The 21549-nt window shown below is 65.7% G+C and carries 21 protein-coding genes; 15 read left to right on the top strand and 6 right to left on the bottom strand.

What is annotated here, in order from left to right; genetic code table 11:
* Positions 1–81 precede the first annotated feature (81 nt).
* A complete protein-coding gene (locus ING15_RS17855) occupies positions 82–435 on the top strand; it encodes an SHOCT domain-containing protein (RefSeq protein ID WP_206456204.1) in 354 nt (117 codons plus the stop codon).
* 43 nt (positions 436–478) lie between these two features.
* On the opposite strand, the gene ING15_RS17850 is transcribed toward ING15_RS17855, so the two are convergent.
* The 5 genes from ING15_RS17850 to ING15_RS17830 form a co-directional block, all read right to left on the bottom strand.
* Positions 479–1561 carry an ABC transporter ATP-binding protein gene (locus ING15_RS17850; RefSeq protein WP_206456203.1) on the bottom strand — a complete coding sequence of 361 codons (1083 nt, stop codon included), beginning with the start codon at positions 1559–1561 and terminating at the stop codon, positions 479–481.
* Positions 1558–2382, bottom strand: coding sequence for an ABC transporter permease (locus ING15_RS17845; RefSeq protein WP_206456202.1), 825 nt, complete (start codon positions 2380–2382; stop codon positions 1558–1560). The genes ING15_RS17850 and ING15_RS17845 overlap by 4 nt, the downstream gene beginning before the upstream one ends.
* Positions 2379–3296 carry an ABC transporter permease gene (locus ING15_RS17840; RefSeq protein WP_206456201.1) on the bottom strand — a complete coding sequence of 306 codons (918 nt, stop codon included), beginning with the start codon at positions 3294–3296 and terminating at the stop codon, positions 2379–2381. The genes ING15_RS17845 and ING15_RS17840 overlap by 4 nt, the downstream gene beginning before the upstream one ends.
* 72 nt (positions 3297–3368) lie before the next feature.
* A complete protein-coding gene (locus ING15_RS17835; protein ID WP_206456200.1) occupies positions 3369–4487 on the bottom strand; it encodes an ABC transporter substrate-binding protein in 1119 nt (372 codons plus the stop codon).
* Positions 4488–4825: 338 nt separating this feature from the next.
* Positions 4826–5716, bottom strand: coding sequence for a LysR substrate-binding domain-containing protein (locus ING15_RS17830; protein WP_206456199.1), 891 nt, complete (start codon positions 5714–5716; stop codon positions 4826–4828).
* A 117-nt stretch (positions 5717–5833) separates the two neighbouring features.
* Between ING15_RS17830 and ING15_RS17825 the strand changes: the two genes are divergently transcribed.
* The 9 genes from ING15_RS17825 to ING15_RS17785 all read left to right on the top strand — a co-directional run bounded on the left by ING15_RS17825 (position 5834) and on the right by ING15_RS17785 (position 15199).
* On the top strand, positions 5834–6535 hold the full coding sequence (locus tag ING15_RS17825) for an SDR family oxidoreductase (protein ID WP_206456198.1): 702 nt from the start codon (positions 5834–5836) through the stop codon (positions 6533–6535).
* The gene (locus tag ING15_RS17820; RefSeq protein ID WP_206456197.1) at positions 6525–6782 is read left to right on the top strand and encodes a DUF6552 family protein; all 258 of its coding nucleotides are present in this window, start codon (positions 6525–6527) and stop codon (positions 6780–6782) included. Before ING15_RS17825 ends, ING15_RS17820 begins: the two co-directional genes overlap by 11 nt.
* Positions 6783–7002: 220 nt before the next feature.
* Complete coding sequence (locus ING15_RS17815) at positions 7003–8235, top strand: MHYT domain-containing protein (RefSeq protein ID WP_206456213.1); 1233 nt, start codon at positions 7003–7005, stop codon at positions 8233–8235.
* Positions 8236–8389: 154 nt separating this feature from the next.
* Positions 8390–9253, top strand: a complete 864-nt coding sequence (locus ING15_RS17810; protein WP_206456196.1) for an FAD binding domain-containing protein — start codon at positions 8390–8392, stop codon at positions 9251–9253.
* A gap of 10 nt (positions 9254–9263) precedes the next feature.
* The gene (locus ING15_RS17805) at positions 9264–9764 is read left to right on the top strand and encodes a (2Fe-2S)-binding protein (protein ID WP_206456195.1); all 501 of its coding nucleotides are present in this window, start codon (positions 9264–9266) and stop codon (positions 9762–9764) included.
* Complete coding sequence (locus ING15_RS17800; protein ID WP_206456194.1) at positions 9761–12181, top strand: aerobic carbon-monoxide dehydrogenase large subunit; 2421 nt, start codon at positions 9761–9763, stop codon at positions 12179–12181. Before ING15_RS17805 ends, ING15_RS17800 begins: the two co-directional genes overlap by 4 nt.
* A gap of 87 nt (positions 12182–12268) precedes the next feature.
* The gene (locus ING15_RS17795) at positions 12269–13153 is read left to right on the top strand and encodes an AAA family ATPase (protein WP_206456193.1); all 885 of its coding nucleotides are present in this window, start codon (positions 12269–12271) and stop codon (positions 13151–13153) included.
* On the top strand, positions 13150–14361 hold the full coding sequence (locus tag ING15_RS17790) for a vWA domain-containing protein (protein WP_408628707.1): 1212 nt from the start codon (positions 13150–13152) through the stop codon (positions 14359–14361). The genes ING15_RS17795 and ING15_RS17790 overlap by 4 nt, the downstream gene beginning before the upstream one ends.
* A 13-nt stretch (positions 14362–14374) precedes the next feature.
* Positions 14375–15199 (top strand): XdhC family protein, encoded by an 825-nt coding sequence (locus ING15_RS17785; RefSeq protein ID WP_206456192.1) that lies wholly within the window; start codon positions 14375–14377, stop codon positions 15197–15199.
* Positions 15200–15229: 30 nt separating this feature from the next.
* On the opposite strand, the gene ING15_RS17780 is transcribed toward ING15_RS17785, so the two are convergent.
* Positions 15230–16105 (bottom strand): MurR/RpiR family transcriptional regulator, encoded by an 876-nt coding sequence (locus ING15_RS17780; RefSeq protein ID WP_206456191.1) that lies wholly within the window; start codon positions 16103–16105, stop codon positions 15230–15232.
* Positions 16106–16239: 134 nt separating this feature from the next.
* On the opposite strand from ING15_RS17780, the gene ING15_RS17775 reads away from it, so the two are divergent.
* From ING15_RS17775 to ING15_RS17755, 5 genes are all read left to right on the top strand, one after another.
* On the top strand, positions 16240–17046 hold the full coding sequence (locus ING15_RS17775) for an N-formylglutamate amidohydrolase (protein ID WP_232845855.1): 807 nt from the start codon (positions 16240–16242) through the stop codon (positions 17044–17046).
* On the top strand, positions 17043–17633 hold the full coding sequence (locus tag ING15_RS17770; RefSeq protein WP_332873856.1) for a TRAP transporter small permease subunit: 591 nt from the start codon (positions 17043–17045) through the stop codon (positions 17631–17633). The genes ING15_RS17775 and ING15_RS17770 overlap by 4 nt, the downstream gene beginning before the upstream one ends.
* The gene (locus ING15_RS17765; protein ID WP_206456190.1) at positions 17630–18961 is read left to right on the top strand and encodes a TRAP transporter large permease; all 1332 of its coding nucleotides are present in this window, start codon (positions 17630–17632) and stop codon (positions 18959–18961) included. Before ING15_RS17770 ends, ING15_RS17765 begins: the two co-directional genes overlap by 4 nt.
* A gap of 79 nt (positions 18962–19040) precedes the next feature.
* On the top strand, positions 19041–20093 hold the full coding sequence (locus ING15_RS17760) for a TRAP transporter substrate-binding protein (protein WP_206456189.1): 1053 nt from the start codon (positions 19041–19043) through the stop codon (positions 20091–20093).
* Between the two features lie 81 nt (positions 20094–20174).
* Positions 20175–21545, top strand: a complete 1371-nt coding sequence (locus ING15_RS17755) for a glutamine synthetase family protein (protein ID WP_206456188.1) — start codon at positions 20175–20177, stop codon at positions 21543–21545.
* Positions 21546–21549 lie beyond the last annotated feature (4 nt).

Here is a 21549-nt window from a genome sequence, read left to right as displayed (position 1 = left end):
GCTGGAAGGTTTCATGGTTCCGGAATGGAACGGCGGCGCGCGCCTGCGCGCGCCGCCCCAGCCAAACCAAGGAGCAGCGCAATGATCAGACATACACTCATTCCGGCGACGGTCGCGGCCGTCGCCCTACTGCCGGGCATGGCCCTGGCGCAGCAGACGGAATCCTATCGCTACGCCTATGGCCCGCATATGGGCTGGGATGGAGGCTGGTACGGCATGATCTTCGGTCCGTTCTTCATGATCCTGTTTCTGGCCATTGTGATCGGCCTCATCGTCCTCCTGGTACGCTGGCTCGGCGGTGGGACGTGGCCGGCGACCCAGGCGCCCAATCAGCAGGGCGGACGCTCGCCGCACGATATTCTCAAGGAGCGCTATGCGCGCGGCGAGATCGACAAGGACGATTTCGAGGAACGCAAGCGGACCCTCGGCGAGTGATCGAGGGGTCGCGGTTGGCGGCGAATAGGCTCGGGGACGGCGGTCAGGCCGCTGTCGCGGGTTCCGGCGCCGCGCCCGGCTTCAGCGCGAAGACGTCGGACGGCGAGAAGTAGAGGTCGACGACCGCGCCGCGTAGCGGCGGCGGCGCGGTTGGCCGGTTGAAGGTGTCGGCGAGGATGATGCCGCCGGCGACCGACAGTTTCAGCCGCACCACCGAGCCGAGAAATTGCGTGTCCTCCACCCGCGCGCTCAACCGGTTGATCCGTTCGGGCGAGGGTTCGAGCTTCACCGCCTCGGGCCGCAGCGCCAGCGTCACCGGAGTTCCCGTCGCGCCTCGCGGCGGTTCGGCCAGCGTCACCGACGTGCCGTTGACCGCGACCGTCGAACCGCTCTCCCTGACGCCGTCGAGAAGGCTGAGCGTGCCGACGAAACTCGCCACGAAACGGCTGGCCGGCCGATTGTAGATCTCGAAGGGCGCGCCGCATTGTTCGATGCGGCCGTCGCTCATCACGACGATCCGGTCGGAGATCGAAAGGGCTTCTTCCTGATCGTGCGTGACGAAGATCGTGGTGATGCCGAGTTCGCGCTGCAGCGCCCGGATTTCCTCCCGCAGCGACAGGCGGATTTGCGCGTCGAGCGCCGAAAGCGGCTCGTCGAGCAGCAAGACGCGCGGGCTCGGCGCCAGGGCGCGTGCGAGCGCGACGCGCTGCTGCTGTCCGCCGGAGAGCTGGTAGGGATAGCGCTCGGCCAGATGCGGAAGCTTGATCAGCGCCAGCATTTCCGCGACGCGGGGGCCGATCTCGGATTTCGGGCGGCCGGCGACCTTGAGGCCGAAGGCGACATTGTCGGCGACCGAAAGGTTGGGAAACAGCGCATAGGCCTGGAACACCATGCCGATCCGCCGGCGGTTGGGCCGGGTGTCGGTCACGTCTTCGCCGTCGATCACGATGTTGCCGGCCGACGGCGTCTCGAAGCCCGCGATCATCCGCAGCATCGTCGTCTTGCCGCAACCGGACGGACCGAGAAACGAGACGAACTCGCCGCGCTCGACGCCAAGGTCGAAGTCGCGGACCACGGTATTCGCTCCAAAGCGCTTCGAGACGTTCGAGATCTGGAGAAAACTCATCGGACGGCGCGCCTTCCCAATTTGAACAGCGATCGGCCCGAGCGGGAGCGGCCGGGAGCCTGGCTGCCGACGATTTGGAGCAAGGCCATGCAGGCCCAGGTGACCGCGAAGGCGATCACCGCGAGCGCCGCCGGCTCATAGGCGCGGTTGGCGCCCATCAGTGCGAGATAGGGGCCAAAGGCCGGCCGGTTGAGAAGGCTCGCCAGTACGAATTCCCCGATGACGATGGCGAAGGTGAGGAACGCCCCCGACAGGACTGCCGCGCGGACATTCGGCAGGATCACCTTGAGCAGGGTCGTGCGGCGGCTGGCGCCGAGGCTCTCGGCGGCCTCGGTGAGAGTGCGGATATCGATTGCCGCCATGCCAGTATCGACCGCGCGGAACATGTAGGGCAGCGACAGGACGACATAGCCGAAGGTGAGCAGGATATTGGTGCCGAGGGCGCTGTCGGTGAAGGGCAGGAAAGACGACGAGTTGTAGAGCCTGAGATAGCCAAAGACGAGAACGATCGGCGGGATCACCAGCGGCAGCAGGGTGATGAACTCGACGAGCGGCCTCAGCCTGGGGAATTTCAGCCGCACCCAGTAGGCCGTCGGCACGACGAGAAGCGCGCCGAGGACGATCGTCGCGAGCGCGGCCACGACGGAAAATACGAAGGTCTCGCGAAAGCGCGGATCGTCGAAGACGACCCGGTAAGCCTCGAAACTCCAGATTCCGCGCAGCATCGATAGCGAGAATTCAAAAGTGGCGACCAGCGGCAAGAAGAAATACAGCGCGCCGATGGCGACGATGGCGAAGGGGGCGATCCGCGAGTTTGTCATTGCCGCCACCGCTCGGCACGGGCGCGCAGCCATAGATAGAGAACATTGGAGCAGCCGGTAATGACGATCATGCCGAAGGCGAGCGCGTAGCCGAGATTGGGGTTGTAGAGGACGTCGCCGCGGATCTGCGCGTAGAGCAGGATCGGCACGATGTTGAGCGAAGAGCCGGTGAGTGCATATGCGGTCGCGATCGCGCCGAAGGAATTGGCGAAGAGCAGGAGGAAGCAGCCGAGGATCGAAGGCGTCAGCACGGGCAGCCCGACCATCCGCCAGTATTGCCAGCGCGATGCCCCGAGTATCTCGGAGGCCTCGCTCCATTCCTTCTTCAACCCGTCGAGCGCCGGGGTGATGATCAGCACCATCAGCGGAATCTGGAAATACAGATAGGTGATGGTCAGGCCCCAGAACGACAACAGGTTGAAGCCCAGCGTGTAGATATTGATGCCGAACGTATCCTTCAGGAACAATGTGACCAGGCCGAGCCGGCCGAGCGTCGCCAGGAAGGCGAACGCGAGCGGGATGCCGGCGAAATTCGAGGCGACGCCCGCGAAGGTGACGACAGTCGGCCGGATCCCGCCCGGAAGGCCGCCGTGGACGATCGCGTAGGCGATGAAGAAGCCGACCAGCGCGCCGAACGCCGCCGAGGCCAGGCTGACCTGGATCGAGATCGAATAGGCCGCCATGATCTGCGGGGTGAAGAGGCCGATGATATTGTCGAAGGTCAGCGCGCCGCTCGGCGTCTGAAAGGCGCCGAAGACCAGATAGACCGTCGGCCCGATCAGGAACAGGAGCGCGAAGGCAAAGAACGGAACGATGCCGAGCCAGGCCAGCGAACGTGGCGGTCGTCTGCGCGACGGTCCCGCGGCCGGCGCGGTTCGCGAGCCGGTCGTCCCTGCATCGACGATAGACGCCATGATCCCCCGCTGTCGTCCGTGTCGCGACCGGACGGACCGCCGGCGTCGCCGGCGGTCCGAACATCGAGCGTGCTACTGGACGGTGGCGCCGACGACGCTGTCCCACTCGCCGGTGATCGCTGCCTTGGCGGCGTTCTGGTCGTCGAGGCTCGGGAACTTCGCTGCATCGTAGGCCTCGGCCGGCGGCAGCTTGTCGAGAAGCTCCTGCGGGATCTTGCCGGCTTTCGACATTGCGTTGAAGCGGATCGGGTGACAATAGCCCTTCAGGTAGGTCAACTGACCTTCGTCCGAGTAGAGATATTCCATCCACAGCTTGGCGGCGTTCGGATGCGGCGCGAAGGCGCTGATCGCCTGGACGTAGACGCCGGCGACGACGCCCGACTTCGGTACCACGACTTCCGTTGCGGGATTGCCCTTCAGCGTATCGCGCGAGGCGAGCGCGTTGTAGTCCCAATGGATGAGCACAGGGGTTGTCCCTTGCGCCAGCGTCGCGGTCGAGCCGACGACCGGCACGAAATTGCCCGCTTCGTTCAGCTTCTTGAAGAAGTCGAGGCCGGCCTTGCCGACCGCCTCGCCGCCGCCGTCGGGCGTGGCCACGAGTCCGGCCGCGTAGACCGACTGGATCGCCTGGGCCGAGCTGCGCGGGTCACCCGCCAGCGAGACCGCGTTGGCATATTCCGGCTTCATCAGATCGGCCCAGTCGGTGGGCACATTGTCGATGATGTCCTTGTTCACCTGGAAGGCCAGGACGCCGTAGTAGTCGCCGTACCAATGGCCGTCGGCATCCTTGGCATCCTCCGGAATTTCGTCCCAGGTCGAGACCTTGTAGGGAGCCAGCAGGCCTTCGGCCATCGCGGACGGCCCAAACGACAGTCCGACATCGATGACGTCGGGCGCCTGCGGGCCGGTGTTGCCCTTGTTGGCCTTGATCGCCTCGATCTCGTCGCCGGAGCCGGCATTGGGATTGAGCTCGTTGACCTCGAGGCCGTATTTCGCCTTGAAGCCTTCGATCATCTCACCGTAATTGCACCAGTCGTGCGGCAGCGCGATGGTCGTCAACTGGCCTTCCTGCTTGGCCGCCGCGACGAGGTCGTCCATCGACATCGCTACGTCGCCGGACTGCGCGAAGGCAAGGCTGGTCGACAGGGACAGAACGGTTGCGAGCGCCGTTGTGCATGTTCGGGATGTCATCATGGGTAACCCTCTCAAAGCGCGTCGACACGGGCGTCGACGAAAACCAGTCGCTTCCCCAATGGGAGCGCCGGTGCGGTAACATCCGTCGATGACAGTCGGATGTCGCTGCACGGCAGGCTCCAGAAAGGCTCGACCGGTGATATTAGGCACGTCCTCGCCTCGCCATCAATCCGATACGAAAATGGATCGGCGCCGCGGCAATGGCGCATGGCGGTCCGAATGAGCGAACCGGCGGTCGCTTTGGCACCGGCAGGCGTTCTTCGCTGTGCTATCCCCAACCCGCCTCACGCCGTGCCGCGAACGCTTACGGTCCGCCATCGGATCGTCCGCCCAAGCTATAGCGATGGGTTGAGATCGTCGGTTCCGCCGGCCTCAAAGAGGATCCACGCGATCACGGCGTCCCTGGCGGGGTTCGGTTTCGCCGTGATCGGGTGGACGATGTGGTAGCCGCTTTGATCTTCGCTTTCGTCCCGCCACAGCATGACAAGTCGGCCCCGCGCGATCTCCTCCGCAACAAGCAGGCGCGGCGCCAGCGCAATGCCCTGTCTGTTGGCTGCCGCGTCCATGGCGAGCGCGGTCTGATTGAATTGCATGATGCGATGGCGGGCCGTCGTCCCGCGCCGCTCGAACAGCGTTTCCCAGAAAATATGGCTATCCTGGATCAGCCGGTGCGCGGTAAAATCCTCGAACCGGTCAATCGGGGCGGCTGACTTCGCGTATCCGGGGCTGCAGACCGCGCAGAGATCGAGTGGGGCAAGGAGCGTGCTGTGTGTGCCGCGTTCGAACGGCGGGTGCCCGTGGCGGATGGCGATGTCGACGCCGTCGGGCTGGAAATCGGCGATCCGTTCGCTGGCGACGGTGCGCAGATCGATCTCGGGGTAGGCTTCTTCGAAGCGGCTCAGTCGCGGCACCAGCCATTTCGCCGCGAAGGAGGGCGTGACGCTCAGCGTGATGCGGGCGGTCTCCGGCCGCAGCTTTTGGGTCGCGTCATCGATGATCGCCAGCGCCCGACGCACGGGCGCGTGGTAGCTCCGCCCGATGTCGGTCAGCGCGAGGCCGCGTGCCTTGCGGTGGAAGAGCACCTGCCCGAGATCGGCCTCGAGCCGGCGCACCTGTTGCGCCACGGCCCCTTGCGTCAGGTTCAGTTCCTCCGCCGCGAGCCGGAAGTTCAGATGTCGCGCGGCGGCGTCGAACATCCGCAGCGCGTTCAGATTTGGTGTTCGCACGGGGAACGTCCCTGTTGAGGCAGTAGAAATTCTGCAGTCTCGCGCGACGAGACATGATTGGTCAAGCCCCCGCAGGAGGTCCATTCTGGCGCCGGATAAAGACAACGGAGAACGGTCATGACCTCGAAAGTAGCCCTCATCACAGCCGGCGGCAGCGGCATGGGCGCCGAAGCGGCAAAGCGCCTGGCCGCCAACGGCTACAAGGTTGCGATCCTGTCGTCATCGGGCAAGGGGGAGGCGCTGGCCGCCGAACTCGGCGGTGCCGGCGTCACCGGCTCCAACCGGGCGGTCGCGGATCTGCAAAAGCTTGTCGATCTGGCAATGGACCGCTGGGGCCGCGTCGATGTGCTGGTCAATTCGGCCGGACACGGGCCGAAGGGGCCGGTGCTGGAGATCAGTGACGAGGACTGGCACACCGGCATGGAGGTCTATCTGCTCAATGTCGTGCGGCCGACCCGTATCGTCGCGCCGCTCATGGTGGCGCAGGGCGGCGGTTCGATCGTCAACATCTCGACCTTCGCCGCCTTCGAGCCGGACCCGCTGTTTCCGACCTCGGGCGTTTTCCGGGCGGGGCTTGCCGCCTTCACCAAGCTGTTTGCCGACAAATACGCCGCCGACAATGTGCGGATGAACAACGTCCTGCCCGGCTTTATCGACAGTCTGCCCGAGACCGAGGACCGCCGCGCCCGCATTCCCATGGGCCGCTACGGCAAGGCGGGCGAGGTCTCGTCGCTGATCGCCTATCTCGCTTCGGAGGACGCCGCCTACATGACCGGCCAGAACATTCGCGTCGATGGCGGGCTGACCCGTGCTGTCTGACGCCGTCGCGGAACCGGCACCGCGCAACACCGGCCAGATCGCCTTTACGATCAAATGGGCTGCGTCGATCATCCAGATCATGGGCTATACGGCGACGGCCTTCGGGTGGACGCCTTGGAACATCTATCTGTTTGTGGTCGGGCTCATCGGCTGGTTCGCGGTCGGTGTGCTGTGGAACGATCGGGCACTCATCCTGATCCACCTCGTCGCTCTCGGCGCGATGCTGGTGGGGCTTGCGAGCAGCTGAAAGTCGCCTGAAATCGGCTGATCGTCGCTCCGTCGCATCGACCTGACAAAAGCATGATCGCCGAATCAGGTTCGGCGACGGGGACGATGCGCGATTGCCAGGCTCCCTGGCGTCTGGACATTGGCGGCAACGGCACGTTGTCATTGCCGCCCCGGCGATTATAGACTTCTCCGCGAGGAGAAAGCGCGCCGGGAGAAGCCTGGTGCGTGCCGGTATCAAGATGTTCGACGGGCACAATCCCTATCTGGTCGCCCTCTCGCTGGCGGTCGCGATTCTGGGCGGATACACCGGCTTCAGCCTTGCGGCGCGGGTTCGCGGCACGCCGGGGCTGACCCGCAGGCTGCTGCTCGCCGGCGCGGCCGTGTTCCTCGCCGTCAGCATCTGGACCATGCATTTCATCGGCATGCTGGCCGCGCCGCTTCCGCAGGCCACCGGCTATCTCGTCCTGCCGACGATCGTCTCGTTTCTGATCTGCGCGCTGGTCGTCGGTGTTTCGCTGTTCTTCGTCAGCGTCGGTGAGCCGTCGGAAGGGCGCATCATCGCCTCGGCACTGTTGCTCGGCGCCGGTATCGTCTCGATGCACTATGTCGGGATTCACGGCCTGGCGGGCGATTTCGCCATTGAGCACGACCCCGTCATGGTCGGCCTCGCGGCCCTGATCGCGGTCGGCACGGCCTATGGCGGCTTGCGGATCCTGATCGCCCGGCATGACGGCCGGCGGCTGGCGCTGAGTGCCGTCGCCTTCGGCCTCGCGGTCTCCGGCATGCACTATACGGCGATGTACGGGATGCGATTGCAGCCGCTCGATTCCCTGGAGGTCGTCAATTCCGGCGGATTGGTCGCCTCGGCCGAGGTGCTGGCGCTGGTCGTCGCGCTGCTGTGTTTCGTCGTCGCCGCGGGCTTCCTGCTGCTGCTGGTGCCGGAACCGCGCCAGCGCGCGGTCCATGCCTTTGCTCCGGCGGGTTTCGGCGACGCGGCGTTTGCCGCCGAGGTCCTCGACGCTGGTGCGACCCATCCTCCGACCGACGCGCGCGCGCTATCGCCGCAGCCGGACGCGGCAACCGGACATCGCTCATTGCCGGTGACACGACTGCCGGTCGAAGGGCCTGACGGCACCCATTTCATCGACGTGGCGGAGGTGCGCGGCGTCAAGGCCGACGCCCATTATACGCTGGTGCATGACGGCACCCGGGAGCGGATGTGCCCGTGGTCGATTTCCACGACCGAGGCGCGGCTCGACCCGGCCCAGTTCCTACGGGTGCATCGCAGCCACATCGTGGCGATACCCCATGTGACCTCGGTGCGCCGGGCGGGTGATGGCGGTATCGTCGAACTCGACGGGCTGACGCCGCACCAGGTGCCGGTGAGCCGGGCGAGGATCGCCGAACTGAAGACCCGTCTCGGCATCGCCCGGCATGGAACCCGGCTGCAACAAGCCGGGAATAGGTCATAAAGACTGACGCGGTTCATGCGCCAAAAGCCGCGTTTCGTGCGCAATCCGGGCGTTCGTGACGCGTTGAGGTCGGCTGTCTTGCCGCCGCGCGAGCCGCGGAACAGCCTCGCCGCAAATGCCCGCGCCTATCGCGAAAATGGACAAGGGGGGAACGATGATAACGGGTCAGTTCGACTATCACCGGCCAGCGACCGTCGCGGAGGCGGTCAACCTGCTGACTTTGCTCGGCGAAGACGCGAACCTTCTTGCCGGCGGCCACAGCCTGATACCGATGATGAAGCTGCGGCTCGCGGCGCCCGAGCATCTCGTCGACCTGCACGGCATCGCCGCCTTGAAGGGCATCAGCCGCGACGGCGACACGGTGGTGATCGGCGCGATGACGACCCAGCACGAACTGCTCGCCGACGACACCATCGCCGCATCGCTGCCGATCCTTCGTGAGACGGCGCTTTTAATCGCCGACCCGCAGGTACGCTATCGCGGCACGATCGGCGGCAATGTGGCGAATGGCGATCCGGGCAATGACATGCCGGCGCTGATGATGACGCTGGGCGCGCGCTACCGGATCCACGGGCCGGATGGCGCCCGCGAGGTCGCGGCGGCGGAATTCTATCAGGGCGCCTATGTGACCGCGCTGGAGCCGGGGGAGATTGTGACGGCGATCGCGATTCCGGCGCCGGCGGACGGCCATGGCTACGCCTATGAGAAGCTGAAACGCAAGGTCGGCGACTACGCGACGGCGGCCGCCGCCGTCATGCTGACGATGGACGGCGGCACGGTGGCGAGCTGCGCGATCGGGCTGACCAATCTGTCCGACACGCCGCTGCTCGCCGAAGAGGCGGCCGGGCTGGTCATCGGCTCCGATCTCGATGACGCGACGCTGAAAAAGGCCGCCGCCGCCGCCGAGGCGATCATGTCGCCGGCCGCCGATACGCGCGGTCCGGTCGAATACCGAAAACATGTCGGCGGCATCATGGTCGCGCGCGCGCTGACCCGCGCCGCCGGCCGCGCCGGCTGAGGGGGAAACGATGGCAAAGACTCACATCACGATGACGGTCAACGGCGAAGAGGTCGAGGGCCTCGTCGAGCCGCGTACGCTGCTCGTCCATTTCATCCGCGAGAATTTGCAGCTCACCGGCACGCATATCGGTTGCGAGACCACCCATTGCGGCGCTTGCACCATCGATATCGACGGCATGTCGGTGAAGAGCTGCACGATGTTCGCCGTCCAGGCGGAAGGCGCCGCGATCACCACGATCGAGGGCGTGGCCAATGCCGACGGCACGCTGTCGGCCTTGCAGGAGGGCTTTAGGCAGATGCACGGCCTGCAATGCGGCTTCTGCACCCCGGGCATGATCCTGCGCGCGCATCGCCTGCTGCAGGAGAACCCGACGCCGAGCGAGGAGGAAATCCGCTTCGGCATCGCCGGCAATCTATGCCGCTGCACGGGCTACCAGAACATCGTCAAGGCGATCCAGTACGCGGCCGCCAAGATCAACGGCACCGAATTTCAGGAGGCCGCGCAATGAACGACATGGCACCCACGCGGGAACAACGCGAGGCCAATCTCGAAGGCATGGGCTGCAAGCGCAAGCGCGTCGAGGATGTGCGCTTCACCCAGGGCAGGGGCAATTATGTCGACGATCTGAAGCTGCCGGGCATGCTGCACGGCGATTTCGTGCGCTCGCCCTATCCGCATGCGCGGGTCGTCTCTATCAACACGGAGGCGGCGCTGAAGGTGCCGGGCGTGTTGGCCGTGCTGACCGCCGAGGATCTCAAGGGCGTCAATCTCGCCTGGATGCCGACGCTGGCCGGCGACGTCCAGATGGTGCTGGCCGACGGCAAGGTGCTCTATCAGAACCAGGAGGTCGCCTTCGTCGTCGCCACCGACCGCTATGCGGCCGATGACGGCATCAACGCCGTCGAGGTCGAATACGAGCAGCTCGACGTCGTCATCGATCCGTTCGAGGCGATGGCGCCCGACGCGCCGGTGCTGCGCGAGGATCTGGCCGGCAAGACCGAGGGAGCGCACGGGCCGCGCAAGCACCACAACCACGTCTTCGAGTGGACGGTGGGCGACCGGGAACTGACCGACGCCGCCTTTGACAAGGCCGACGTGACGATCAAGGAGATGCTCTCCTATCACCGCACCCATCCCTCGCCGCTGGAAACCTGTCAGTGCGTCTGCTCCTTCGACAAGATCACCGGCGAGCTGTCGATCTGGGGCACCTTCCAGGCACCGCACGTCATCCGCACGGTGGTGGCGCTGATCGCCAAGATTCCCGAGCACAAGATCCACGTGATCGCGCCGGATATCGGCGGCGGCTTCGGCAACAAGGTTGGCGCCTATCCGGGCTATATCTGCGCCGCCGTCGCCACGATCGTCACCGGCAAGCCGGTGAAATGGGTCGAGGACCGGATCGAGAACCTGACCACGACGTCGTTTGCCCGCGACTACCACATGACGACCGAGATCGCCGCGACGAACGAGGGCAAGGTCACCGGGCTTCGCGTCCACGTCCTCGCCGATCACGGCGCCTTCGATGCCTGCGCCGATCCGTCGAAATGGCCGGCCGGTTTCTTCAACATCGTCACCGGGTCCTATGATTTTCCGACGGCGCATGTGGCGGTCGACGGCATCTACACCAACAAGGCGCCGGGCGGCGTCGCCTACCGCTGTTCGTTCCGGGTGACGGAGGCCGCCTATTGCATCGAGCGCGGCATGGACATTCTCGCCCAGAAGCTCGGCATGGACCCGGCCGAGCTGCGGTTGAAGAATTTCATCAAGCCGGAGCAGTTTCCCTATCACTCGGCGCTCGGCTGGGAATATGATTCCGGCGACTACCACACCGCCATGAAGAAGATGATGGAGGCGGTCGACTACGCCGGCCTGCGCAAGGAGCAGGCGGCAAAGCGCGAGGCCTTCACGCGCGGCGAGACGCGCGAGATCATGGGCGTCGGCGTGTCCTTCTTCACCGAGATCGTCGGCGCCGGCCCGTCGAAGAACTGCGACATCCTCGGCATCGCCATGTTCGACAGCTGCGAGATCCGGATGCATCCGACCGGCGCCGGCATCGCCCGCGTCGGCTCCAAGAGCCAGGGCCAGGGGCACGAAACCACCTGGGCGCAGATCATCGCGACGGAAATCGGTATTCCCGCCGACGACATCATGGTCGAGGAGGGCAACACCGACACCGCGCCCTACGGCCTCGGCACCTACGGCTCGCGCTCGACCCCGGTGGCCGGCGCGGCGATCGCCATGGCGGCGCGCAAGATCAAGGCCAAGGCGCAGATGATCGCGGCCTACAAGCTCGAGGTCCACGAAGGCGATCTGGAATGGGACATCGACGGTTTCCGGGTGAAGGGCCTGCCGGAAAAGACCATGTCGATGAAGGACATCTGCTGGGCGGCCTATAATTCGGTGCCGCCGGGCATGGAGCCGGGACTGGAGGCGGTCAGCTATTACGACCCGCCCAACATGACCTATCCCTTCGGCGCCTATATCTGCGTGATGGAGATCGACGTCGACACCGGCGTCTACAAGATCCGCCGCTTCTACGCGCTGGACGATTGTGGCACGCGCATCAATCCGATGATCATCGAGGGGCAGGTCCATGGCGGTCTGACCGAAGCCTTCGCCATCGCGATGGGTCAGGAAATTCGCTACGATGAGACCGGCAACGTCATCACCGGCTCGTTCATGGATTTCTTCATGCCGACCGCGGTCGAGACCCCGCATTGGGAGACCGATTTCACGGTCACGCCCTCGCCGCATCACCCGATCGGCGCCAAGGGCGTCGGCGAAAGCCCGAATGTCGGCGGCGTACCGGCCTTTTCCAACGCCGTCAACGACGCCTTTTCGTTTCTGGGCTCGACGCATATCCAGATGCCGCATGACTTCTGGCGCAACTGGAAGGCGGCGAAAGACCTCGGCGCGCTCGGTTGAGCCTGTCGTGAGAGGGCAAGGCATGGCGGCGTCGCGCGTCGCGATAAGCGCGCGGCCGGCGCCGCGGGGGAGACCGGAGCACCGGCCATGAGTCTGTCCCGCGACCAGATCGCCGAGCGCCTCGCCGCGGCGGGCTATATCGCCGATGGCGAACTGGCGGTGGCGATCTCGCTGATGGACCTTCTGAAGCGTCCGCTGCTTCTGGAAGGCGAGGCGGGCGTCGGCAAGACCGAGGTGGCCAAGGCGCTGGCGGCCGTGCATTCGACCGAGCTGATCCGGCTGCAATGCTACGAGGGCCTCGACCAGTCGGCGGCGCTCTACGAATGGAACTACCAGCGGCAATTGCTGGCGATCCAGGCGCATCAGGTTGACGCGGGCGGCAAGGCGGGCGAGATCGAGGACCAGATATTCTCGGAAAAATATCTCCTGGAGCGCCCGCTCCTCGCCGCGATCCGCCGGGAAAAGCCGCCGATCCTGTTGATCGACGAGGTCGACCGCGCCGACGAGGAGTTCGAGGCGTTTCTGCTCGAGCTCCTGTCGGACTTTCAGGTCTCGATCCCTGAACTCGGCACCATCACCGCCGTCTCGATCCCCCATGTCGTGCTGACCTCGAACGGCACGCGCGAGCTGTCGGACGCGCTGCGCCGGCGCTGCCTTTATCACTATGTCGACTATCCCCACGTCGATCGCGAGGCCCGCATCATCATGGCGCGGGTTGAGGGCGCCGGCGCCTCGCTGTCGCTGCAGATCGCGCGGATGGTCGAGGGCATCCGCAAGGAGGATCTGCGCAAGGTTCCCGGTGTCGCCGAGACGCTGGACTGGGCGGCGGCGCTGGTCGGGCTCGACGTGCGCGATCTCGCCGATCGGCCGGAGACCGTGCACGAAACGCTGATGTGCCTGTTGAAGACCCATGAGGACAAGGCGCGGCTGTCGCGGGAAGTGACGGAGCGCCTGCTGGGGAAGGTGGCGTGAGCGCCGCCGGCCCCGCGCCCGCCCTTCTGCCGGTCGAGCCGGAAATGGCGGCAGCGCGCGTTGCCGACAAGCTTGCGGCCTTTCTGCGCACCCTGCGCGACAATGCCTTTGCCGTCGGCCTCAGCGAGGGCCAGGATGCGGCGATGTTGCTGGCGTCCGGCTATGGTGACCGGCCCGCTCTTCTGCGGGCGGCCTTCAAGCATCTGTTCGCGGCGCGCAAGGCCGACTGGGAGGTGTTCGACGGCCTGTTCGACGCCTTCTGGCTCGGCAAGCGGGTGCGCTCGCGCTCGGCGATCTCCGGTTCGACCAAAGCCGCCAACAGCCCGTCGCTGAAGAATCTGCGCAACGACGCGGCCAATTCCGGCGGCGACACGGCGCCGGACCAGATGCCCGCCGGCGACGAGCCCGGCGAGGACCGCGACGGCGTCGGCCGCATGGAAGGCGCATCACGCGCCGACAATCTCGCCGAAACCGATTTTCGCAAGATCGCCGACCCGGCGCAGATCGCGGCGGCCCACGACATTGCCGCGCGGCTGGCGCGGACCATGCGCACGCGGCTCACCCGCCGTGATCTCGCCCGCCGGCGTGGCTACCGGCTCGACCTTCGCCGCACCATCCACCGCAATATCAGCCATGGCGGCGTGCCGATTTCCCTTGTGAAGCGCCGCCGCAAGGAAAAACCGCTGCGGCTGGTCATGCTGCTCGACGCGTCGGGCTCGATGAGCCTCTACACCGGCGTCTTTCTCCGCTTCATCCACGGCGTTCTGGACGAGTTTCGCGAGGCCGACGCCTTCCTGTTCCACACGAGGCTCGCCCATGTCTCCGACGCGATGAAGGAGAAGAACCCCGTCCGCGCGCTCGACCGGCTGTCGATGATGGCGCAAGGCGCCGGCGGCGGCACGCGGATCGGCGAGAGCCTTCAGACCTTCAACCGCTGGCACGCGGCGCGGGTGATCCATTCGCGGACCTGCGTCATGATCGTGTCCGACGGCTACGAGACCGGCGACGCGGCGCTGCTTGGCCGCGAGATGGCGCGGCTTGCCCGGCGCTGCCGCCGGATCGTCTGGCTGAACCCGATGATCGGCTGGGAGGGCTACGCGCCGGAGGCCGCAGGCATCAAGGCGGCGCTGCCCCATGTCGACCTCTATGCGCCGGCACACACGCTGCAAAGCCTTGCCGATCTCGAACCCTATCTGGCGAAACTGTGACGGACCCCTTGCGATGACCGCCCATGTCGACGTGATCGACCTGATATCCCGTCTGAAGGCGGCCGAGGAAGCCTTCGTTCTGGCGACCGTCGTGCGGACCGTTTCGGTGACCGCCGCCAAGGCCGGCGCCAAGGCGGTGATCCGTGCGGACGGCACTATCGCGGCCGGCTGGATCGGCGGCGGCTGCGCCCGTGGCGCGGTGCTGAAGGCGGCGCGCGAGGCGCTCGCCGACGGGGTGGCGCGGCTCGTCTCGGTGCAGCCGGAAAACCTCCTCGCCGAACTCGGCGTCAGCCCCGGCGAAAGCCGCGAGGGCGTGCGCTTCGCCAAGAACATGTGCCCGAGCGAGGGCACCATGGACATCTTCATCGAGCCCGTCCTGCCGCAACCCTCGCTGGTGATCCTTGGCGCCAGTCCCGTTGCGATGGCGCTGGCGAGTCAGGCGCGGCCGCTCGGCTTCCATGTCACCCTCGCGGCCCCGGCGGAGGATCGGCCCTCAACGCCGGACGCCGACCGCGTCATCGACGGCTTCGCGGTGGAGGGTCTTCAGGAAGCCCGGCGCTTCCTCGTTGTCTCGACGCAAGGTCGGGGCGACAAGGCGGCGCTGACAGCCGCGCTGGGGATCGCGGCCGACACCCACGCCTTCGTCGGCAGCCGGCGCAAGATGACGGCGCTGCGCCAGACGCTGGCCGCCGAGGGTGCCGACCCTTTGGCGCTCGCCCGGGTCAAGGCGCCGGCGGGTCTCGATCTCGGCGCGATCACGCCGGAAGAGATCGCCCTGTCGATCCTCGCCGAGATCGTTCAGGCCCGCCGCCGCGGCCAGCGCGAGGGTAGGGGATAGAGGCCGGTCAACCCGCCCATCGCCTCTCCCTCACGTAAACTTCTTGAACATCGCGGTTTCGTCGAGCAGGCCTTCCAGCTCGTTCATCCGCCGCCGCGCGGTGTCCCAGTGCAGCGCCTGGATGCCGGCCAGCAACGCCTCCACCATGTAGGTCAGGACGACGGTCGAATCCCAGGCCGACGGCACCTCGATCCGGGCATGAAAGGCGTGCGCCGCCTGGGTGGTGATCGGCGAGCCCCACTGGTCGGTCATCAAGACGATGGTCACGCCGCGCGCGCGGGCCATCCTGGCGAGGCTCAGGAGTTCGCGCTCGTAGCGCCTGATGTCGAAGATCAGGAGGACGTCGCCCTCCTTCATGCCCAAAACGCTGTGCGGCCAGATATTGGCGTTGGGCGGCAACAGATGCGCGCCGTCGCGGATCACCTGCAGCAGGCTGAAGAAATAGTCGGCGAGCGAGCGGGTGACCCGGCCGCCGACGACGAAGACCGCCCGAGCGGGGTCCGCCAGAAGGGCCGTCGCGGCGTCGAAGGTCTCCACGTCCATCCGCTGCAGTGTCTTGCGCAGATTGTCGGATACCGCCTCGGCGAAGCGGTTGAGGATATGGGCGTGCGGTAGCTCGTCGGTCCAATGCTCGCGCCTGGCGACGGGATCGGAAATCATCATCTTCAGTTCGCCGCGCAGGCTCGCCTGAAAATGCGTGAAGCCGTCGAAGCCGAGCTTGCGCGCCATGCGCAGCACCGTCGGCGTCGAGACGCCGGAGCTTTCCGACAGGGCGGTGATGCTGCCGAGCCCGGAGATCGGATAGTCCTCGAGGATGGCGTCGGCCAACTGCCGCTCGGCGCGGGTCAGATCGGGAAACGCGGCGCGGATCAGCTCCGCGACCGTCCGGTCATCGCTCGTCGTCATTCAAAAGCTCCCCGTCCATCCGCGCCGGCCTCCTAACATGGTGCCGCGCCGCCGACGAATTTCGCGGCCGGTCGTGCTTGACATGGTAGGCAACTCTGTAATGATCGTTTCAGAGCCAGTCGAGAGGTAACGCCTTGTCCGAAGGGAGCGCAACGCTGGAAGAACCGTCCGACGGCTCGCGCACCCAAACGGTCGAGGTGATCAATCCGGACGGCGCCGGCGCCATTCTGCTGGTCTGCGAACATGCCTCGAACGCGATTCCCGCCGAGTTCGGCGATCTCGGCATCGGCGCGGCGACGAAAGCCAGCCACGCCGCCTGGGACCCGGGAGCACTGGCGGTGGCACGGCATCTGTCGGAGATGTTCGACGCGCCGCTGGTCGCGCAGACCGTGTCGCGCCTCGTCTATGACTGCAACCGGCCGCCGGATGCCGGCGACGCCATTCCCGCCCGCAGTGAAATCCACGAGATTCCCGGTAATACGGGGTTGAGCGCGGCGGCGCGGGCCGACCGGGTCGAACGCTTCTATCGGCCGTTCGAGCGGACGCTGGCGCAGGCCGTCGCGCGGCATCGCGCCACCCATGCCAACCCCGTGCTTTTGACGATCCATTCCTTCACGCCGATCTATGCCGGCGAGCGGCGGTCCGTGGAAATCGGTATCCTGCACGACAGTGACCGGCGCCTCGCCGACGCCATCCTCGATGCCGCAGACGGCTCGCTCGACATACGCCGCAACGAGCCATACGGTCCGGCCGACGGGGTCATGCACACGCTGGCGGCCCACGCGGTTCCGCATGGGATGGCCAATGCGATGATCGAGATCCGCAACGACCTGATCGCTACTCCCGAGGATGTGGGCGATATTGCGGAACGCCTGACCGCCTGGGTCTCGCGCGCCCACGCCTCGCTCACGGCCGACGCGCCAAAGGGGTCGGCGCTATGAGGCGGCTGGCCGCCTATGTCCGATTCATCGACCGGGTGAGCGGTTGGGTGGGCCTCGTCACGATGTATTCGATCTTCGCGATGATCGGCATCCTGTTTTATTCGACCATCACCAAGACCTTCTTCCTGCCATCGCTGTGGACGCTGGAGATGGCCCAGTTCGCGATGGTGGCCTATTTCCTGGTCGGCGGTGGCTACTCGCTCAAGATGGGCGCCCATGTCCGCATGGACCTTGCTTACGGGCGCTGGTCACCACGCACGCAGGCAAGTGTCGACGCGGTCACGATCCTTCTCCTGATCTTCTATCTCGGCATCCTCCTCTACGGAGGCATCTCATCCACGGCCTATGCGCTGGAATACAGCGAGCGGAGCTATTCGTCCTGGCGGCCCTACATGGCGCCGATCAAGATCGTCATGGTCTGCGGCATCGTGCTGATGCTGCTTCAGGCCATTGCGATGCTGATCCGCAACGTCGCCGAAGCGCGGGGAATTGTGTTGCCCGGGGTCGAGCGGCTGCCGCGCGAGGACGAGCTCGATCACCCGCGTGGCGGGGAACCGGACGAAGCCGAGCGGGGGGCGGCCTCGTGAGCTACGAGATGATCGCCATCGTCATGTTCGCCAGCATGATGGTCATGCTTTTGACCGGCCAGCGCGTCTTCGGCGTCATCGGTGGCGTGGCGGTGGTGACCGCGCTTTTTCTTTATGGCGACGGCGGTTCGGAGATGGGTTTCTCGGCCGTGATGAAGCTGATGAAATGGTATCCGCTGCTCACGCTGCCGCTGTTCATCTTCATGGGCTACATGTTGTCGGAGAGCGGTATCGCCGACGATCTCTACCACATGTTCCACGTCTGGATGGGCGGCACGGCCGGCGGCCTCGCCATCGGGACGATCGGGCTGATGGTGATGATCTCGGCCATGAACGGGCTCTCGGTTGCCGGCATGGCGATCGGCGCGACGATCGCGCTGCCGGAACTGCTGCGGCGCGGCTACGACAAGGTGATGGTGACGGGGGTTATCCAGGCGGGGTCGTCCCTGGGCATCCTGGTGCCGCCGAGCGTCGTCCTCGTTCTTTACGGCATGATCGCCCGCCAGCCGGTCGGCCAGCTCTGGCTCGCCGGCGTCTTTCCGGGGCTGATGATCGCGGCGATGTTCATCGTCTATATCTACCTCCGCTGCCGGGCGAATCCCAGGCTGGGCCCGGTCCTGCCGCTGGAAGAGCGCGAGAACATCACCCGCGCGCAGAAGATCGGTCTGCTCAAGGCCGGCATCCTGCCGCTGTTCATCTTCTTCGCCATGACCGGCCTTTTCGTCATGGGTGTCACCAGCCTGGTGGAAAGCTCCGCCGTCGGCGCGGTGGCGGCGATGATCGCGGCCTTGGTCAAGCGTCGGTTGACCCTTCATGTGCTGCACGAGACGGTGCGAAAGACGCTCCTCATCTCCTGCATGTTCTTCTGGATCATCATGGCGGCGCTCGCCTTCGGCAGTATCTTCGACGGTGTCGGCGCGTCGCGAGCGCTGGACAGCTTCTTCACCGAGGATCTGGGGCTTGGGCCCTGGCAGATTCTCATCATGATGCAGATTTCCTACATCCTGCTTGGCATGTTCCTCGACGACACGGCCATGCTGGTCATCGTGGCGCCGCTCTACATTCCGCTGGTCGGCGCCCTCGGCTTCGACCTCGTCTGGTACGGCGTCCTCTACACGATCACCTGCCAGATCGCCTATATGACGCCGCCCTTCGGCTACAATCTCTTCCTGATGCGGGCGATGGCGCCGCCCGAAATCTCGCTGTCCGATATCTACCGTTCGGTCTGGCCGTTCGTCGGCATCATGATCGTCGGCCTCGGCATCGTCACCGCCTTCCCGCAGATCGCGCTGTGGCTGCCGGAATTCACTTACGCCAATGGCCGCTGACCACGCTGGCCGGCGAAAACAGGCGGGCGGAAACCCGTGCAACCGGCCTGACCGGGCCGCAACAGAAGGAAGCGACGACATGACGAACAGACGCGATTTCCTCAAGAAGGCGGGCGTCGTGACGGCGGCGGCCGGTGCCTCGACCCTCGCCGCCCCGGCCGTTCACGCCCAAAGCGCGCCGATCCGCTGGCGGTTGCAGACCTATGCCGGCCCGGCGCTGGCCGAATTCGTCGTCAAGGGCATGGTCGACGACTTCAACAAGGCGGCCAATGGCCAGATGGAAATCGAGCTGTTCTTCGCCGATCAGCTCGTGCCGACGGGCGAACTGTTCCGCGCCATGCAGCGCGGCACCATCGACATGGTCCAGTCGGACGACGATTCGATCGCCGCGCCGGTCGATATCTCGGTGTTCGGCGGCTATTTCCCCTTCGGGACCCGCTACAGCCTCGACGTGCCGGTGCTGTTCGAGCAGTACGGGCTGAAGGAAATCTGGGAAGAGGCCTATGGCGAGGTCGAGGGCGTCAAATGGCTCTCCGCCGGCTCATGGGATCCTTGCAACTTCGCCACCAAGGAGCCGATCAACAGCCTCGAGGATCTGAAGGGTAAGCGGATCTTCACCTTCCCGACGGCCGGCCGCTTCCTCACCCGCTTCGGCATCGTGCCCGTGACGCTGCCCTGGGAAGATGTCGAAGTGGCGCTGCAGACCGGCGAACTCGATGGTATCGCCTGGTCCGGCATCACCGAGGATTACACCGTCGGCTGGGCCGACGTGACCAACTACTTCCTCACCAACAACATCTCCGGCGCCTGGTGCGGCTCGTTCTTCGCCAACCAGGAGAAGTACGACGAGCTGCCGGATCACCTGAAGACGCTGTTGAAGCTGGCGATGGATTCCTCCCACTACTTCCGCCAGCAATGGTATTGGGGCGGCGAGGCCAAGCTGCGTGTCAACGGCGACAAACTGAAGCTGACCACGATCCCGGAAGAGGAATGGGCGACGGTGGAAGCCGAGGCGATCAAGTTCTGGGACGAGATCGCCGCGACCAGCGAGCGTACCGCCCGTGTGGTGAAGATCTTCCGCGAGTACAACGACGTGATGGCCAAGGCCGGCAAGCCCTACCGCTACACGTAGCGAGTCGGAAGAACCTCACCCGGCCGCGGCGCCACGATCGGCGCCGCGGCTCCCTCACTCCAGCTGCGACATGTCTCACCGATGCCCGGCAAACTGACCTTCGACGAACTGAAACAGGCCGTTCAGAGCGGCGAAATCGACACGGTTCTGGCTGTCCAGGTGGACATGCAGGGGCGGCTGATGGGCAAGCGCTTCCACGCGGCGTTCTTCGTCGAGAGCGCCTGGGAGGAGACCCATGGCTGCAACTATCTCCTCGCCACCGACATGGAAATGAACACGGTCGAGGGTTACAAGGCGACGAGCTGGGCGGCGGGCTATGGCGACTATGTCATGCGGCCGGACCTGTCGACGCTGCGCCGCGTGCCCTGGCTGGAAGCTACGGCGCTTGTCCTCTGCGACGTGGAGGACCACGACGCCCACGCGCCGGTCGCCCATTCGCCTCGCGCCATCCTGAAGCGCCAGATCGCCCGGCTGGAGGCGATCGGGCTGCGGCCGACGATGGCCTCGGAGCTCGAATTCTTCCTGTTCGAGGACAGTTTCGCGGCCGCCGAGCGCGCCGGCTATCGCGATCTCTCGCTCGTCAGCGCCTATAACGAGGACTACCACATCCTCCAGACGACCAAGGAAGAGGAGGTCATGCGGGCCGTGCGCAATGGCCTCTACGGCGCCGGCATCCCGGTCGAATGCTCGAAGGGCGAGGCCTCGGCGGGTCAGGAAGAGATCAACGTCAAATACGATCATGCGCTGACCGCCGCCGACAACCACGTCATCGTCAAGAACGGCGTCAAGGAGATCGCCTGGGCCAAGGGCCGCGCGGCGACCTTCATGGCGAAGTGGAACGATGCCTCCGCCGGCTCGTCCAGCCATGTCCATCAATCGCTTCAGACCCTTGATGGCGAGCCCGCCTTCTACGACGCTGACGCCGAGCACGGCATGTCGGAACTGATGCGGCACTATCTGGCCGGGCTCTTGCAATACGCCGACGAGGTCACCCTGCTGCTCGCGCCCAACATCAATTCCTACAAACGCTTCGTCGCCGGCACCTTCGCGCCGACCATGGCCGTGTGGAGCCTCGACAACCGCACCGCCGGCTATCGCCTTTGCGGCGCCGGCACCAAGGGTGTCAGGGTCGAGTGCAGGGTCGGCGGCTCGGACCTCAATCCCTATCTGGCCTTTGCCGGCCAGATCGCCGCCGGGCTCGCCGGGATCGAGGAAAAGCTGGCGCTGGAACCGGCCTTCGAGGGGGATGCCTATGGCGCGCGCGAGGGAATGCGGCATGTCCCCTCGACCCTTCGCGCCGCGACCGAGGCTTTCGACCAATCCCCGATGCTGAGACGGGCCTTCGGCGACGAGGTCGTCGACCATTATGTGCATGCCGCCCGGTGGGAGCAGCACGAATATGATTTCCATGTGACGGACTGGGAAGTCCGGCGCGGCTTCGAGCGCGCCTGAGAGG

The organism is Aurantimonas marina (genome assembly GCF_017183135.1).
Lineage (GTDB): Bacteria > Pseudomonadota > Alphaproteobacteria > Rhizobiales > Rhizobiaceae > Aurantimonas > Aurantimonas marina.
This window is presented reverse-complemented; position numbering and strand designations above follow the sequence as displayed.

Bases quoted from the DNA above. Each gene is read 5' to 3' on its own strand.
- ING15_RS17780 (WP_206456191.1), bottom strand. From the start codon at position 16,105: ATGACGACGAGCGATGACCGGACGGTCGCGGAGCTGATCCGCGCCGCG.
- ING15_RS17760 (WP_206456189.1), top strand. From the start codon at position 19,041: ATGACGAACAGACGCGATTTCCTCAAGAAGGCGGGCGTCGTGACGGCG.
- ING15_RS17785 (WP_206456192.1), top strand. From the start codon at position 14,375: ATGACCGCCCATGTCGACGTGATCGACCTGATATCCCGTCTGAAGGCG.
- ING15_RS17800 (WP_206456194.1), top strand. From the start codon at position 9,761: ATGAACGACATGGCACCCACGCGGGAACAACGCGAGGCCAATCTCGAA.
- ING15_RS17825 (WP_206456198.1), top strand. From the start codon at position 5,834: ATGACCTCGAAAGTAGCCCTCATCACAGCCGGCGGCAGCGGCATGGGC.
- ING15_RS17855 (WP_206456204.1), top strand. From the start codon at position 82: ATGATCAGACATACACTCATTCCGGCGACGGTCGCGGCCGTCGCCCTA.
- ING15_RS17805 (WP_206456195.1), top strand. From the start codon at position 9,264: ATGGCAAAGACTCACATCACGATGACGGTCAACGGCGAAGAGGTCGAG.
- ING15_RS17770 (WP_332873856.1), top strand. From the start codon at position 17,043: ATGAGGCGGCTGGCCGCCTATGTCCGATTCATCGACCGGGTGAGCGGT.
- ING15_RS17850 (WP_206456203.1), bottom strand. From the start codon at position 1,561: ATGAGTTTTCTCCAGATCTCGAACGTCTCGAAGCGCTTTGGAGCGAAT.
- ING15_RS17845 (WP_206456202.1), bottom strand. From the start codon at position 2,382: ATGACAAACTCGCGGATCGCCCCCTTCGCCATCGTCGCCATCGGCGCG.
- ING15_RS17840 (WP_206456201.1), bottom strand. From the start codon at position 3,296: ATGGCGTCTATCGTCGATGCAGGGACGACCGGCTCGCGAACCGCGCCG.
- ING15_RS17835 (WP_206456200.1), bottom strand. From the start codon at position 4,487: ATGACATCCCGAACATGCACAACGGCGCTCGCAACCGTTCTGTCCCTG.
- ING15_RS17755 (WP_206456188.1), top strand. From the start codon at position 20,175: ATGCCCGGCAAACTGACCTTCGACGAACTGAAACAGGCCGTTCAGAGC.
- ING15_RS17795 (WP_206456193.1), top strand. From the start codon at position 12,269: ATGAGTCTGTCCCGCGACCAGATCGCCGAGCGCCTCGCCGCGGCGGGC.
- ING15_RS17810 (WP_206456196.1), top strand. From the start codon at position 8,390: ATGATAACGGGTCAGTTCGACTATCACCGGCCAGCGACCGTCGCGGAG.
- ING15_RS17815 (WP_206456213.1), top strand. From the start codon at position 7,003: ATGTTCGACGGGCACAATCCCTATCTGGTCGCCCTCTCGCTGGCGGTC.